Here is a 15755-nt window from a genome sequence, read left to right on the forward strand (position 1 = left end):
ATTGAATCACTGACGACGAGACCCTATGGCCACTCCCAGCGCTAGCTCCTATAACGCCGACGCCATCGAAGTCCTCTCGGGCCTCGACCCGGTGCGCAAACGCCCCGGCATGTACACCGACACCAGTCGGCCGAACCACCTTGCCCAGGAAGTCATCGATAACAGCGTCGACGAAGCCCTGGCCGGCCACGCCAAATCGATCCAGGTCATCCTCCACGCCGACCACTCGCTGGAAGTCTGCGACGACGGCCGTGGCATGCCGGTCGACATCCACCCGGAAGAGGGTGTGTCGGGCGTTGAACTGATCCTCACCAAGCTCCATGCGGGCGGCAAGTTTTCCAACAAGAACTACCAGTTCTCCGGCGGTCTGCACGGGGTGGGTATTTCCGTGGTCAACGCCTTGTCGACCCAAGTGCGGGTGCGGGTCAAGCGTGACGGCAACGAATATGAAATGACCTTTGCCGACGGCTTCAAGGCCACCGATCTGCAAGTGATCGGCACCGTCGGCAAGCGCAATACCGGGACCAGCGTGTACTTCGCGCCGGACCCGAAATACTTCGATTCGCCAAAATTCTCCATCAGCCGCCTCAAGCACGTGCTCAAGGCCAAGGCCGTTCTGTGCCCGGGGCTGCTGATCAGCTTCGAAGACAAAGGCACTGGCGAGAAGGTCGAGTGGCACTACGAAGATGGCCTGCGCTCCTACCTGGTGGATGCGGTCAGCGAATTCGAGCGCCTGCCGGATGCGCCGTTCTGCGGCAATCTGGCCGGCACCAAGGAAGCGGTCGAGTGGGCCCTGCTTTGGCTGCCGGAAGGCGGCACTTCGGTCACCGAAAGCTACGTCAACCTGATCCCGACGGAGCAGGGCGGCACCCACGTCAACGGCCTGCGTCAGGGCTTGCTCGACGCAATGCGCGAGTTCTGCGAATTCCGCAGCCTGCTGCCGCGCGGCGTGAAGCTGGCACCGGAAGACGTCTGGGAACGCATCGCTTTCGTCCTGTCGATGAAGATGCAGGAACCGCAATTCTCCGGTCAGACCAAGGAACGCCTGTCGTCCCGTGAGGCGGCCGCGTTTGTCTCCGGTGTGGTCAAGGACGCGTTCAGCCTGTGGCTCAACGCCAACCCGGAAACCGGTCTGGCCCTGGCGGAACTGGCGATCAGCAACGCTGGCCGGCGCTTGAAAGCCAGCAAGAAAGTCGAGCGCAAGCGCATCACTCAGGGCCCGGCACTGCCCGGCAAACTGGCCGATTGCGCCGGGCAGGACCCGATGCGTTCCGAGCTGTTCCTGGTGGAAGGTGATTCCGCCGGCGGTTCGGCCAAGCAGGCGCGAGACAAGGAATTCCAGGCGATCCTGCCGTTGCGCGGCAAGATCCTCAACACCTGGGAAGTCGACGGCAGCGAAGTGCTGGCCAGCCAGGAAGTGCACAACATCGCCGTGGCCATCGGTGTCGATCCGGGCGCCGAGGACATGAGCCAGCTGCGCTACGGCAAGATCTGCATCCTCGCCGACGCCGACTCCGACGGTCTGCACATCGCAACCTTGCTCTGCGCCTTGTTCGTCCAGCATTTCCGCCCGCTGGTGGATGCCGGTCATGTCTATGTGGCAATGCCGCCGCTGTACCGCATCGATCTGGGCAAAGAAATCTACTACGCCCTCGACGAAGCCGAGCGCGACGGGATCCTCGACCGTCTGGTGGCCGAGAAGAAGCGCGGCAAGCCGCAGGTCACCCGATTCAAAGGTCTGGGTGAAATGAACCCGCCGCAACTGCGCGAAACCACCATGGACCCGAACACCCGGCGCCTGGTGCAGTTGACCCTCGGGGACGACTTCGCACAGACCTCGGAAATGATGGACATGTTGCTGGCGAAAAAGCGCGCCGGCGACCGCAAGACCTGGCTCGAATCCAAGGGTAACCTCGCCGAGGTTCTGGCCTGATGCGGTTTGGCTGGGCCTTGGCGGGTGCATTGCTGCTGGGTTCGATGACGGTGTCGGCAGAGCCTGTGCAAGAGCTGCGCGTGCTCGCCGAACACCCGGTCGAAGGCATGCGCGGCGGCAACCTGTCGGGGCTGGCCTTGTGCGGCAATGACCTGTGGACGGTTTCGGACCGCGACGATGATCAGATCTACCGTCTCGATATCCGCGACCGGGTCTGGCAGGCCACGGCCGTGCGCATCGATCCGCCGAAAGTGCCGGACAGCGGCCTACCGTGGGGCATCAGTTCGCGCACCTGGGCGGCGTCGTTCATTCGGGGCGGCGATCTGGATTTCGAAGGCATCAGCTGTGACAGCGCCGGCAACCGCTATATCGTCAGCGAAGCTCACGCGGCCGTGCTGCAAGTGCCGCCGCAGGGGCCGTCGTCGTGGCTGAAAATCTCGCCGATGATGGTACGCGAAGCGCGGGCCAGTGGGATGTTGCTGCAATTCAACGCGATCTTCGAAGGTCTGGCGATCAATCCGACGGGCGATCAGATGTGGCTGGCTGCCGAACGGCAGAGTCGCGGCTTGTTGATGATCAAGCGTCAGCAGACGGTGTGGGATTGTGACGGTCGCTGCGTATTGCTCAGCGAAGGCGGCATGGAAATGCAACCGCCGCAGTTTCCCAAGGCCCGTCCGGTCAATCGCGATTTTTCCGACGTGTCATTGTTCGACGGCAAACTGTTTACCCTTGAACGCAACGCCTACCAGATCTGTCGTCGCGATGCGCAGACAGCCAAGGTCGAGCTCTGCTGGTCGTATGCGGCCGAGCTGTTGCAGGCCAATCGGCGTTATTCGCAGAACTTCGGGCTGGAAGAGGCGCTGGTCGTCGATGCTCAAGGTGCCTGGATCGGCGTCGACAACAATTTCGGCCCGCGCGCCGATGGCGAGGTTCGCCCGATCATCTGGCGTTTCGCCGCGCCTGAGGGTGGCTGGAGCGCCAAGCCGTGAGCCAGCAACCACCGGGCAAGCGCGCCGGTCGGGTGCTGATGATTCTGGCGTGGTGCGCGGCGCTGTTTCTGGCCACGCGGTTTTTCGGCCAGTGGGAAGAGCGCCAGCGCAATCCCAATGTGGAAGTGGCTTCGCAGCAGGGTAACGGCTTTATCGAAGTGAAACTGATCGGCAACGCCCAGGGACATTTTGTCGCCAGCGGCCTGATCAACGGTCGGCCGGTGGAGTTCATGCTCGACACCGGCGCGACCGACGTGGCAATCCCGGCCGAGGTGGCGAAAAACCTCAGGCTGGAAGAAGGTTTCGGTGTGACCCTGAGCACGGCCAATGGCCTGAGCCAGGGCTATCGCACCCGTATCGACCGCCTGCAACTGGGCGACATCGTGTTGCGGGATGTCCGCGCACTGGTGGCGCCCGGCCTGCATGGCGATCAGGTGCTGCTCGGCATGAGCGCCCTGAACAAACTTGAATTTACCCAGCGCGGTGGCACCATGCTGCTGCGCCAGACAACGAACCGATGAGGCCCGCATGAGCGACTCCCTTGATCTCAGCCTGGACGGTGTAGAACGCCGCTCGCTGGCTGACTTCACCGAAAATGCCTACCTCAACTACTCCATGTACGTGATCATGGACCGTGCCCTGCCGCATATCGGCGACGGTCTGAAACCGGTACAGCGGCGTATCGTCTACGCCATGAGCGAGCTGGGGCTGGATGCCGATTCCAAGCACAAGAAGTCGGCGCGTACCGTCGGCGACGTGCTCGGCAAGTTCCACCCGCACGGCGACTCGGCGTGTTACGAAGCGATGGTGCTGATGGCCCAGCCGTTCAGCTATCGCTACACGCTGGTGGACGGCCAGGGTAACTGGGGTGCGCCGGACGATCCGAAGTCTTTCGCCGCCATGCGTTACACCGAAGCGCGGCTGTCGCGTTATTCCGAAGTGCTGCTCAGCGAACTGGGCCAGGGCACCGCAGACTGGGGCCCGAACTTCGACGGCACCCTGCAGGAACCTCTGGTGTTGCCGGCACGTTTGCCGAACATCCTGCTCAACGGCACTACTGGCATCGCCGTGGGCATGGCCACCGACGTACCGCCGCACAACCTGCGCGAAGTCGCCACTGCGTGCGTGCGTCTGCTTGATGAGCCGAAAGCCACGGTCGAACAGCTCTGCGAACACATTCAGGGCCCGGACTATCCGACCGAAGCGGAAATCATCACCCCGCGCGCCGACCTGCTGAAAATGTACGAAACCGGCAAGGGCTCGGTGCGCATGCGCGCCGTGTACCACGTCGAGGACGGCGACATCATCGTTACCGCGCTGCCGCACCAGGTCTCCGGGGCCAAGGTGCTGGAGCAGATCGCCGCGCTGATGCAGGCCAAACCGTCGAAAGCGCCGCAGATCGCCGACCTGCGTGATGAATCCGACCACGAAAACCCGTGCCGTATCGTGATCATCCCGGTCAACAGCCGTGTCGATCACGAAGCACTGATGCAGCACCTGTTTGCCAGCACCGAGCTGGAGTCGACCTACCGGGTCAACGTCAACATCATCGGTCTGGACGGCAAGCCGCAGTTGAAAAACCTCCGTACGTTGCTGGTGGAGTGGCTGGAATTCCGCGTGCTGACCGTGCGTCGCCGCTTGCAATTTCGCCTCGACAAGGTCGAGCGTCGCCTGCACCTGTTGGACGGTTTGCTGATTGCCTACCTCAACCTGGATGAAGTGATCCACATCATCCGTACCGAGGAGCATCCGAAAGCCAAACTGATCGAGCGTTTTGCCCTCAGCGAAATCCAGGCCGACTACATCCTCGACACCCGTCTGCGCCAGTTGGCGCGACTGGAAGAGATGAAGCTGCGCGACGAGCAGGACGAACTGCTCAAGGAACAGGCCAAGCTGCAAGCCCTGCTGAGCAGCGAAGCCAAGCTGAAAAAACTGGTTCGCAGCGAACTGCTGAAAGATGCCGAAACCTACGGCGACGACCGTCGGTCGCCAATCGTCGAGCGCGCCGAAGCCAAGGCGCTGACCGAACACGATCTGCTGCCGAACGAGAAAGTCACCGTCGTGCTGTCGGAAAAAGGCTGGATCCGTTCGGCCAAGGGCCACGATATCGACGCCACCGGCCTGTCGTACAAGGCCGGGGACGGCTTCAAGACTTCGGCGGCGGGGCGTTCGAACCAGTCGGCCGTGGTCATCGACTCCACGGGGCGCAGTTACTCGCTGGCCACCCACACCCTGCCATCGGCGCGGGGCCAGGGCGAGCCGTTGACCGGCCGTCTGACGCCGCCGCCGGGTGCAACGTTCGAATGCGTGCTGATGCCTGAAGAGGACTCGCTGTACGTGATCGCCTCCGACGCCGGCTACGGTTTCGTGGTGAAAGGCGAAGACCTGCAAGCCAAGAACAAGGCCGGCAAGGCGCTGTTGAGCCTGCCGAACAATGCCAAGGTGATCGCGCCGCGTCCGGTCGCCGACCGCGAGCACAACTGGCTGGCCTCGGTGACGACCGAGGGTCGCCTGCTGATCTTCAAGATCAGCGATCTGCCACAATTAGGTAAGGGCAAGGGCAACAAGATCATCGGTATTTCCGGTGAGCGTGTGGCCAGTCGCGAAGAATATGTCACGGACATCGCCGTTCTTCCGGAAGGCGCCACCTTGGTGCTGCAGGCCGGAAAACGCACCTTGTCGCTGAAGGCCGACGACCTCGAACACTACAAAGGTGAGCGTGGTCGCCGTGGTAACAAACTGCCACGTGGCTTCCAGCGGGTGGATGCGCTGCTCGTCGAAAACCTCAATTAAGCGGCCAGGAAGCGGTCGCACTCATTTCTCCTTCGGAGAAAATGACTGAGAACGCCTCTCTAGAGCGTCCGATCTACGATTTAACCCGTAGATCGGCGCTTTGGCGCTGGAGTCGGAACGCATATTCACGGATGATATGGCCTTTCCAAGCGCCGGCGTGGCCGAGCGTTATTCATATTTATTGAGTATTTTCACTGTGGTCAGCCTTGTGGCGGCCACCTGGACGGGATGATGACTTCTCTGCGCCCCCTTATTTTCCTGCTCGCCGGCGTTCTTGGCCTGGCGGGTTGCAGCGTTCACCAGCCGGTGTCGCTGTATCAGCTGGACAGCGGAAGTCCGGCCCAGCCTGCGCAAAGCGCGGGCATGGCAGTTTTGCTGGGCCCTGTGATCGTTGCCGATTACCTGCAACGGGAAACCCTGTTGCAGCGTCAGCCGGACGGCAGCCTGCAAGCCTCGGTCGATGGCCGCTGGGCCGGCAGCCTGTCTTCGGACATCGATCAGTTGCTGTTGCGTCAGGTTGCCGGGCATCTGGACAGTCAGCGTGTGGTGCTGGCGCCAGCGACCCTGGGCTTCACCCCGGATGTGCAGGTGCTGTTGACCATCACTCGTCTGGATTCCGGTGCCAAGCAACCGGCGATTCTGGACGCGCAATGGCGCCTGATCGACCGCCGTGGCCAGGTGCGTGACAACCGCATCGTCCATCTGCAGGAGCAACATGCCGGTACCACCGCCGCACAGGTGCAGGCGCAAGGCGTGTTGTTGCAGCGTCTGGCCGAGCAACTGTCGGTAGCGCTCAAACCGTTGGCCAATCAGCCACCGGTCGCCGAGGCGCCACGCAAGTCGGCACCGAAACCGGCAGCGCCGGCGGCGGAAGCCGAAAAGCAGCCGAAGATACCGATGGCTTCGCCGATTCGTACGGATATGGAAGTGTTCCGCTTTTAAGGCTGGAATGAGTCAGGACAGAGCCCGCCTTGTGCGGGCTTTGTTGTGTCTAGAGCTGTGAAAAGTCAAAAGCCCCTCACCCCCGCCCTCTCCCGGAGGGAGAGGGAGCCGACCGAGGTGTCTGGCGTTATCCATCGACCTGAAAGATCTTGGCGATTATGGATTTGGCGCAGTGCGGTCTTACGATTGTGGATTCGGCACGGCACGTTCAGGTCGGTGTAGATACCCAATATTCCCCTATCAGTCCCCTCTCCCTCTGGGAGAGGGCTAGGGTGAGGGGGCTCCAAAGCCTGGCGCAATCACGAAAACACCACGCACAAAAAAGCCCGCAGACAATCACTCGTCTGCGGGCTTGTTTGTAACTGGCTTAAGGCTTAAGCCCGGCGCTCATGCATCCGCGCCAGTTGCCGCTCAAGCATTGACGGATAAGGCTCCATCAACCGCTCCACACAGCAAGCCCCCTCAGGGCTGGCAATCGGCCGGATTCGTGCGCGCTGGCGAATCAGCGCGTCGTCACCGACCTTGCGCTCCACCAGCAGCAGGTTGCGGCTGTGTTGCGACAGGGCCAGGGCGTCCTGGGCGGAATCGGTCAGCAACAGGTCGATCTGGCTCAGGCCGAACAGTTCGTCGCCGAGTGTCAGGCCCAGCTGCAATTGCAGGGTGATGCCGCTGTCGGCGACTTCGATCTGCAACTGGTGGCCCAGCGCCCGCAGCAGCTCGCCGCAGCAGATGGCGTTGGTCAGGTAATCGTCGCCGCTGTCTTCGGTATGGAACAGCATCAGGGTGCTGCCGTCGTTCAGGGTTTCGATTTCGCCCTGATACAGCGAAGCGGCCTGCTCCAGACAGTCGCGGTAGCGATCCTGCAACTCTTCCAGACGTGCACGCGGCAAACGGCGCAGTTGTTCCTGCGAGCCCAATTGCACCGCCAGCACCGCCGTGTGTTGCGGCACGCTCGGGGTCGGTCGGCGCACGGCCGGTTGCGCGGTATCGCTCAGCGATTCGTCACGCAGGTCGGCGAACGGGTCCTCGTCATCGTCGTCTTCAACGGTGCTGACCACATGGCGTGGCGCAGGCTTCTGCGCAGCCATCGGGCGGCTTTCGTCGAAACTCGGATCACGCAGGTTGCGCACTTCGAATTCCGGCTCGTCGTCCTCGAACTCGGGTTCCGGCTCGGGCTCTGGTTCGGCCGGCTCCGGGGCGTAGTTGGCGTGCAACTGGCGGGCAAGATCGCCGATCTCGTCCTGACGCTCGATACCCGGCGTGTATTCGTCGATACGGCGCAGCCACACGCGCAATTGCAGCAGCGGTGTAGAGATGTGCCGGCCCAGACGCAGGCTCAGGGCCAGGGACAGTGCCAGCAGGATCGCACTCAGGATGCCCATGCTTTGCAGGCTGATGGTCATCGGCTGCTGGAACTGATCCATGTCCAGGCTGATGCGCAGTTGTCCGGCGGTCACGTCCTGAAAGGTGATCTTGCTCTCGTACATGCCCTCGGCTTCGCCGAGCAGGCCGTGCTTGGGCCGCTGACCGGACTCGGCGAGGATGCGGTTGTCCACACTGTAGATGGCGGCGTGGGCCACCAGTTTGTTCTTGGTCAGGTTGTTGAGCAGCACGTTGAGGCTGAGGATGTCGTTGGACACCAGCAGTTCGGTGGCAGAGGTGGCGGTCTGCGTAGTCAGGCTTTCGCCCAGCGCATCGGCCTGCTCGTGCATGGCCTGCTTGAACTGCAGGCCCATCACGCAGGCATAGATCACCAGGGCCAGGGCGACCAGGATCACGTTATGGCTGGCGATGCGCAATGCAATCGGTACACGGCGGTGGCGCAGTGCACGGAAGATCAGCAGAAAGAAGTTATCGGTTTTAACTGGCGTGGGCCGGTTCACTGAGCTCGGCTCTTTTGTCCGTGAAGTTGACGCGCAGTATAGCGACAGGCCCTAGACCGGCAAAGCGCTGGCGGTGCCCGATGGTCACTGAAAGTGGGTAGAATGCGGTTTTTTTCCAGTTGCGGGGGTGCGCGTTGCGCGAAATCGTCCTGATTAACATCACGGGAGTCGACCGTCCGGGTCTGACAGCGGCCATTACCGGTGTTCTGGCCCAGGGTGGTGTGAATATCCTCGACATCGGTCAGGCGGTGATCCACGACATGCTGTCGTTCGGCATCCTCGTGGAAATCCCCGACTCCGAGCAAGGCAAGTCGGTTCTCAAGGACATCCTGTTCAAGGGCTATGAGCTCGACCAGCAGGTGCGCTTCACCCCGGTGTCCGAAGAGGATTACCAGCAATGGGTGGGCAATCAGGGCAAGAAACGCCACATCGTTACCCTGCTGACCCGCAAGGTCACTGCCGGCCAGTTGCAGGCCGTGAGCTCGATCACCGCCAAATACGGCCTGAACATCGACCATATCGACCGTCTGTCGGGTCGCATGCCGCTGGACACTCCGGCTGACAAGGGCAAGGGCTGCATCGAGTTCTCCGTGCGTGGCGAAGCCGCCGATCCGCAGGCCCTGCGCGCCGAGTTCCTCAGCGTGGCTCAGGAGCTGAACGTCGACATCGCCTTCCAGGAAGATTCGCTGTTCCGTCGCAACCGTCGTCTGGCGGTGTTCGACATGGACTCGACCCTGATCGAAGCCGAGGTCATCGACGAACTGGCCAAGGCCGCCGGCGTCGGCGACCAGGTTTCGCAAATCACCGAGCGGGCGATGGCCGGCGAGCTGGACTTCCGCGCCAGCTTCAAGGAGCGTCTGGCGCTGCTCAAGGGCCTGGATGTTAGCGTGCTCGATTCGATCGGCGCCTCGCTGCGCCTGACCGAGGGCGCCGAAACCCTGTTCGCCGAACTCAAGCGCCTGGGCTACAAGACCGCGATTCTGTCGGGCGGCTTCACCTACTTCGCCAAGCAATTGCAGGCCAAACTCGGCATCGACTACGTGTTCGCCAACGAACTGGAAGTGGTCGACGGCAAGTGCACCGGCGTGGCGATCGAGCCGATCGTCGATGCCCAGCGCAAGGCCGATCTGCTGAAGCAGCTGGCTGAAAAAGAAGGCTTGCGTCTGGAGCAGACCATCGCCGTGGGCGACGGCGCCAACGACCTGCCGATGCTGGCGATTGCCGGTCTGGGCGTGGCGTTCCGCGCCAAACCGCTGGTCAAACAGTCGGCGAAGCAGGCGATTTCCACCCTCGGGCTGGATGGCGTTCTGTACCTGCTGGGCTTCCGCGATCGCGACGGACAGCTCTGAAAGCTCTGTCGCCTGAGCTGGCCCCTTCACGAGCAAGCCCGCTCCCACAATTGAAATGCATTCCACTGTGGGAGCGGGCTTGCTCGCGAAAGGGGCGCCCAGGATTATCCGATTCCACTCAAAGGGATTTCCACAACGAGTCGAAATCTTCCTCGCTTCCGCCATTCTGCGCGGCCTCCAGCGAGCGATAGGCAAACTGATTGAAGCTGTGGGTGCTGGCCACCCGCCGATCCAGCCCGGCGCGGTGCTCTTCACCCTGGGTGTTGATCAGCACTTTATTGCCTTCCTGAAACGGCAGCCGTGGCGCCAGTAACGTCGCCGGCAAGTCGATCGCACTGATTTCCGGCAATAACAACCCTCGCAGGTAATGGCTGTGATCATCCCGGGTGCGCACCAGCTGCAAGCCGCAGGGCTGAGCGTGGGGCGCCACCAGTTCGATGCCCATTTGCGTACCGGCGCCGCGCACCTGGCGGATCCAGCGCACCACGGCAATGCTCCAGCCCTGATTGAGGCTGTCCTGAATCCCGACCATTTCCCCGGCCTGCAATTCGGCAGGTACTTCTTTTGGCCAGGCCAGGCAGTAACCGCCGGGGCTGTGGTTGATGACGGGCAAGGCATAGGTCGGATAATGCGGCGGGCTGTCGGTGCCGCTTTCGTCGTCGGCCAGCGGTTCGTAGCGGATTTCTTCGTAGGGCAACAATTCGTCGGACGTACCCTGTGGCGCGGCATCGAACGCCTGGCTCCAGCTGTCCTTTTCGCCTTGAACCACTGCGCGGCTGAAATTTGCCGCCCGGGTGCCGGGGTGCTTGAGCAATTCGCTGAAAGTGCGTTCGCCGCCGAGGTAAAAGTGCAGGGCGCTCATGCCGACGCACACGGTCAGGTTGCCCTGGCCGACGGTGCGCTGAAAGCTGCGCTCGGCGGCTTCGCCCCAGGTCGCGTGCAGGTGTTGCAGGGTGTCGAAGGTCAGGCCGGCCGGCACGGGCAGCGGCGTCGTTGTGTCCTGATGCTGAAGGTGGGCCTCGATGGCATTCACCAACGGTTGCGGATCGAAACCGAGCAACCCTGCCTGTTGCTCGCTGCGAAACTGCGAGCGGTAACGCGGGCCGGCGTCGATGTCTGCCGAGACCGCGAACAAGCCCGCGCCCGGATTGGCGGGCTGCAGCTTCAGCCACGCGCTCCAGGGCTCGACCACTTGGGCCAGGCGCGCGATCTGGTTCTGGCGCAACTGATTGCAGCGGGCACTGCCCAGCAACAGGGCCGCGAGGTAGGTCTGTTCGACACTCAACTCGCCGGTCAGACTGGCGAGGTCGTCGCGTACCCGGCGATGCTGCAGTTGCAGCTCGCAGGCGCAGCGAAACAATTGATGCAGTTCGAACCACAGCTGTTCCGGCGCCGGGCTGTACAGCTGCGTGGCGCGAACCAGTTGCCCTTTCAGCGCGTGGGCCGCCCGCTGCAGCGCTTCGCTCACCAGGGCTGCGCGATCCCGGGAGTACTTGGGCGCGATCCGCAGAATGATGTGTTTGTAACCGATGGCCAGCTGACTTTGCAGGGCCTGGCACAGATTGCTGATCTTGCGTGAGCGCTCATCGAGCATGATCGCCTGATGCAGAAAATGCCGTTCCAGATGCTGGCAGACGAAATACACCTCGGGCCGCAACAGCTCAAGTAAATGCAGACGGTTGTCGCTGGGGGTCAGCAGTTGATTGAGTTCGTTGAGGCCTTGGTACAGCAGGCGCGCGGTTTCGCCGATGTTGGCCTTGGGCAGGTCGGCGATCCAGCGTTTGAGGTCGCGCGGGGTGGCTTCACAGAAGGACAGGCGCAACTGCGTGGGCGTCGGGGCGCTCAGTGGTGGTCGGGATCGTGGCTCACTCATGCCGTGACAAGCTCCGGCGGCGAATAGGGCAATGCCAAAAACTCTAGCAGTTGTGGTCTGTTTCGCAGGTGTTTGTCAGGGTTTTTTACCGTTGGTCTGCTGGCCTGGTGCCATTCCCGCAGGCGCTACTAGTCTCTCAGACGTGCGATCGGAAACGCACGGTTGCACGGCCTGCCGTCAACGTCGGGGCAGGTCTCCCGAAACTTCAAGGAGATGAGGTTCATGTCTAAATACGCAGTGGCAAATCAATGGGGCGGTAGTTCGGCACCTTGGCATCCGGGTGGAACCTGGGTGCTGGGCGCGCGGGACAACCAGAACGTCGTCGCGATCGAGATCAAGTCCGGCGACGGTGGCAAAACCTTTACCGGCACCATGACCTACGCCGGCGAAGGCCCTATTGGCTTCAAGGCTCAGCGCACTGGCCAGAACCAGTACAACGTCGAAAACCAGTGGGGTGGCAACGATGCCCCCTGGCATCCAGGTGGCAAGTGGGTGATCGGCGGGCGGGATAACCAGAACGTTATCGCGTTGAGCGTCACGTCGAGTGACGGCGGGAAAAACCTCAGTGGCACCAATACCTACGCCAACGAAGGGCCGATCGGCTTCCGTGGGCAGATAGAGTAACGGCGCCACCCAGGTTGTGTCCGCCCCTTCGCAGACGTGCGAAAGGGCGGATCAACCGGTTCAGGCGTTCGACAGTGCCAAGGCCTGACCCATCTGTACCGGCGAGCCGGCCTTCAGTTCTTCAACCCACTTCACCTGATCCGGCCCGAACAGCACGATCGCGGTCGAACCCAGTTTGAAGCGCCCCAGTTCCGCACCTTTTTCCAGATGAATCGGCGCACGGGCGGCTTCGTCGTAACGGAAGGTTTTCAGTTCGCGCTTCGGTGGCGTGACCAGACCGGCCCACACGGTTTCAATCGACGCCACGATCATCGCGCCCACCAGCACCACGGCCATCGGCCCGCGCTCGGTGTCGAAGATGCACGCTACGCGCTCGTTACGGGCGAACAGTTCCGGAACGTTTTCAGCGGTGGTCTGGTTGACCGAGAAGATTCGGCCCGGAATGTAGACCATTTCGCGCAGGGTGCCGGCCAGCGGCATGTGCACGCGGTGGTAGTCCTTCGGCGACAGGTAAACAGTCGCGAATTCACCGCCCATGAACGGCGCCGCATTGGTCGCGTCGCCGCCCAGCAGTTCCAGCACGCTGAAGCTGTGGCCCTTGGCCTGGAAGATGCGGCCGTGTTCGATCGGGCCGAGCTGGCTGATCGCACCGTCGGCCGGGCTGAGGATCGCGCCCGGGGTCTGGTCCAGTGGACGTGCGCCGTCTTTCAGCGCGCGGGTGAAGAAGGCGTTGAAATGCTCGTAAGCGGTCACGTCTTCAACCAGTGCCTGCGACATGTCCACTTGATAACGCTTGGCGAACCAGGTGGTGAAGGCATTCTTGAACCAGCGCACGCGGCACTCGGCGACGCAGCCGGCCAGGCGCGACAGCAAGTGATGGGGCAGCAGGTACTGGCTGATGATAAACAAACGCTCTTTCATGACTGTCCTTAAAAATCCTTAAAGCTCGACGGGGGTGTCGGGGTGGTTGCCCCATTCGCCCCAGGAACCGGCGTAGCCCTTGACCCGCGGATAACCGAGGGCCTTGGCCACCAGATAAGTGAAACCGGACCGGTGATGGGTCTGGCAGTGGGTAATGATTTCTTTGTCTTTGGTGATCCCGAGGCTTTCCAGGATCTGCGGCATGTCGGTACGGATGCGCAGCTGGCGCGCCTGATCCATGCCCGCCGTCCATTCGAAATTGACCGCGCCGGGGATGTGTCCACCCTTGGCCGCCAGGACCTTTTCGCCGGAATACTCCAGCGGCCCGCGAGCGTCCCAGATTGCCAGGTCAGCGGCGCCGAGACGACTTTGCAGGTATTCGCGGGTGGCGGTCGGTTCCTCGTGCAGGGTCAGGGCAACCGGGTCGCCCGCCGCCGGAGGAATCTGGATCGACATCGGCGAACCTTCCGCCAGCCACGCCGGCAGACCGCCGTCGAGGTAGTGGTACTTGTCGTGACCGATCACGTCGAGCAGCCAGATGAAGCGCCCGGCCCAGCCGCCGCCTTCGTCGTCATAGACCACGTAGACCGCATCCTTGCGATGACCCAGCTCACCGAACAGTTCTTCGAGTTTTTCCTTGCTCGGCAACAGCCCCGGAGCCGGCGCCTGACCCAGCTGGGTGCGTTTCGGATCGACGAAGCGTGCGCCGGGAATGTGTCCCTCGGCGTAGCGGGCGGCACTGGTCAGATCCACCAGAATCAGATCGCGGGATTCGAGGCGCGGCAGCAGGTCGCTCGGCTCGATCACCAGGGCCAGGCCAGAGAAATCAGACATGCGAGGTCTCCAGAGCACAAAGGGGAAGGATTGTAGCTGTCATTGGCCGCGCTGGCTAAAACTGTGCAGGGCTTTCTCGATGCACTGCGCGGTTTTGCCGAAGGCTTGCACAGTGATGTCGGCGAACAGCCCGCCACCCTGGTCGGCGACCACGATCATGATCACCCGGCCGTTGTTTACCAGCGAGCGCAGGAACAGGTGTTCGCCGCGAAACAGCGTGCGCAGCGAAGGCGGCAGCAGGGCGGAAAACTGGGCGTTGTTGTCCGGGGTGATGCGCACTTGCGCCTGCTGCGCGAGCAAGCGTTGCAGCACCGAACTCTGGCTGACGACGAAATTCAGCGCAGCGGCTTCCTTCGGCAACCCCGAGGTTTGATGGACGCGCAGATTGGCGTGGCTGCGGTCGGCCATCAGGATCATCACCCGGCGCATGCCGCTGGCGACCAGCGCATCGCGGGCGGCGACGGTCAGGCTCATGGCGTTGGTGAAGCGGCTTGGCACGGCCAGCAGCTCGGCGCATTGCCGGCGCCACTGGCTCAGGTCGTCAGCGGACGGCGCCGCAGCCGGCAGCATTCCGGCGGGCAGGCGACGGGTGCCCCACGGCCACAGCAGCGAAACCGCCGGGTGCCAGAGGTCGGGCATGAAATGATGACGAGCGCTGACGGCGGCCTGCTGGTGCAACTGTTGTTGTACCTCGTCCATCGAGATTTGCAGGTAGAGGCTGGTCAGGTACTGCCAGCGCTCACTGTGCGGACTGTCCCAGGCTTGTTGCGCCGAGAGTGCCAGGCCGTTGGCCAGCAACACGGTGTTGGCCGGCTGATTGAGCCAGCGGCGCAGGGTCGGGTCGTCGTCGAGGCGGTTTTGCTGGCGCAACGGATGATCCACATCGCGGGCAATGCGCAGGACTTTGACCAGTTCGCGCTGTTCGGTCAGCAGCAGCCGATAGCCTTGCTGGACCCAGATCGGCAAACGCCAGGCTTCCACCAGCGCTTCGCCGATTTTCAGCAAGCGCACGCCGAACAATTGTTTCTCGACATCGCAGGCCGATTCGCCCTTGTGGATAACCCGTACTTCCCACTCTTCAAGCAGTTTGGGAAAGGTCAGCGCCAATGGCCACAGCGGCGACAGAAACAACAGGCTGCCCCAATGAATGTCCTGCCACAGTCGCGCCAGGCGACCGGCGAAAAAACCGTTGGCCTGTTGCGTGGCGTGCTGGCTGATCATCTGCAACTGGCGCAGGGCCTGGGGGATCTGTGCGGCAGGTTCGGCGGGCAGGCGAGCCAGCAGTTCTTCGGTGCGGGCAAGGCCGAGACGATTGATCGCTACTTCGAGGTTTTCCGCCGGCGCGCTCATGTTGCCGTGGGTGTGGCGGTTGGCTTCGCGGATGATGCTCAGGGCCAGCGCCGGGCTGTCCTGCATCAGGTCGGCGATGTCGCGCAGCGAGCTGCGGTCATCGCGAATCGCCCGGCAGACCCGGTCATGGGCGTCTTGCGGCACCGGCAGGCGAACGCTGTCGAGCAGCTTCACCCAGCCATCGAGTGTGGTCGGTTTTACGTGTGGGACGTTCGTTTCATTAGCCATGTCTGGACGAGATCTTCACTGACTGTAGACGCGCCC

12 protein-coding genes are annotated in these 15755 nt (G+C 62.5%); 7 read left to right on the forward strand and 5 right to left on the reverse strand.

All coding sequences use genetic code 11. From position 1 onward, the window contains the following. Positions 1–25 precede the first annotated feature (25 nt). The 5 genes from parE to PDR5_RS02545 all read left to right on the forward strand — a co-directional run bounded on the left by parE (position 26) and on the right by PDR5_RS02545 (position 6657). Positions 26–1933 carry a DNA topoisomerase IV subunit B gene (parE, locus tag PDR5_RS02525; RefSeq protein WP_039766602.1) on the forward strand — a complete coding sequence of 636 codons (1908 nt, stop codon included), beginning with the start codon at positions 26–28 and terminating at the stop codon, positions 1931–1933. After that, the gene (locus tag PDR5_RS02530) at positions 1933–2922 is read left to right on the forward strand and encodes an esterase-like activity of phytase family protein (RefSeq protein ID WP_064593073.1); all 990 of its coding nucleotides are present in this window, start codon (positions 1933–1935) and stop codon (positions 2920–2922) included. The genes parE and PDR5_RS02530 overlap by 1 nt, the downstream gene beginning before the upstream one ends. Next, on the forward strand, positions 2919–3443 hold the full coding sequence (locus PDR5_RS02535) for a retropepsin-like aspartic protease family protein (protein ID WP_007952204.1): 525 nt from the start codon (positions 2919–2921) through the stop codon (positions 3441–3443). Before PDR5_RS02530 ends, PDR5_RS02535 begins: the two co-directional genes overlap by 4 nt. Positions 3444–3450: 7 nt before the next feature. Further along, complete coding sequence (gene parC / locus PDR5_RS02540; RefSeq protein ID WP_064593075.1) at positions 3451–5715, forward strand: DNA topoisomerase IV subunit A; 2265 nt, start codon at positions 3451–3453, stop codon at positions 5713–5715. A 231-nt stretch (positions 5716–5946) separates the two neighbouring features. Beyond that, positions 5947–6657 (forward strand): PqiC family protein, encoded by a 711-nt coding sequence (locus tag PDR5_RS02545; RefSeq protein ID WP_064593079.1) that lies wholly within the window; start codon positions 5947–5949, stop codon positions 6655–6657. Positions 6658–7031: 374 nt separating this feature from the next. On the opposite strand, the gene PDR5_RS02550 is transcribed toward PDR5_RS02545, so the two are convergent. Beyond that, the gene (locus PDR5_RS02550; RefSeq protein WP_064593082.1) at positions 7032–8540 is read right to left on the reverse strand and encodes an AhpA/YtjB family protein; all 1509 of its coding nucleotides are present in this window, start codon (positions 8538–8540) and stop codon (positions 7032–7034) included. Positions 8541–8674: 134 nt separating this feature from the next. Between PDR5_RS02550 and serB the strand changes: the two genes are divergently transcribed. Beyond that, positions 8675–9889, forward strand: a complete 1215-nt coding sequence (gene serB / locus PDR5_RS02555; protein ID WP_039766615.1) for a phosphoserine phosphatase SerB — start codon at positions 8675–8677, stop codon at positions 9887–9889. Between the two features lie 118 nt (positions 9890–10007). Here serB and PDR5_RS02560 read toward each other — a convergent pair whose 3' ends face one another. Continuing rightward, positions 10008–11762: a hypothetical protein gene (locus PDR5_RS02560; protein ID WP_064593083.1), complete on the reverse strand. Its 1755-nt coding sequence runs from the start codon at positions 11760–11762 to the stop codon at positions 10008–10010. A 222-nt stretch (positions 11763–11984) separates the two neighbouring features. Between PDR5_RS02560 and PDR5_RS02565 the strand changes: the two genes are divergently transcribed. Further along, on the forward strand, positions 11985–12386 hold the full coding sequence (locus PDR5_RS02565; RefSeq protein ID WP_039766619.1) for a lectin OAA family protein: 402 nt from the start codon (positions 11985–11987) through the stop codon (positions 12384–12386). Positions 12387–12446: 60 nt separating this feature from the next. On the opposite strand, the gene asd is transcribed toward PDR5_RS02565, so the two are convergent. Genes asd through PDR5_RS02580 form a run of 3 tightly spaced genes read right to left on the reverse strand, consistent with a single transcriptional unit; the run spans position 12447 to position 15719 of the window. Further along, the gene (gene asd / locus PDR5_RS02570; protein ID WP_064593085.1) at positions 12447–13307 is read right to left on the reverse strand and encodes an archaetidylserine decarboxylase; all 861 of its coding nucleotides are present in this window, start codon (positions 13305–13307) and stop codon (positions 12447–12449) included. Positions 13308–13325: 18 nt separating this feature from the next. After that, positions 13326–14141, reverse strand: a complete 816-nt coding sequence (locus PDR5_RS02575; RefSeq protein ID WP_064593087.1) for a rhodanese-like domain-containing protein — start codon at positions 14139–14141, stop codon at positions 13326–13328. Between the two features lie 39 nt (positions 14142–14180). Then, entirely contained in the window at positions 14181–15719 is a 1539-nt protein-coding gene (locus tag PDR5_RS02580; RefSeq protein ID WP_064593088.1) for an HDOD domain-containing protein, read from the reverse strand. Positions 15720–15755 lie beyond the last annotated feature (36 nt).

This window comes from Pseudomonas sp. DR 5-09 (genome assembly GCF_001655595.1).
Classification (GTDB): domain Bacteria; phylum Pseudomonadota; class Gammaproteobacteria; order Pseudomonadales; family Pseudomonadaceae; genus Aquipseudomonas; species Aquipseudomonas pharyngis.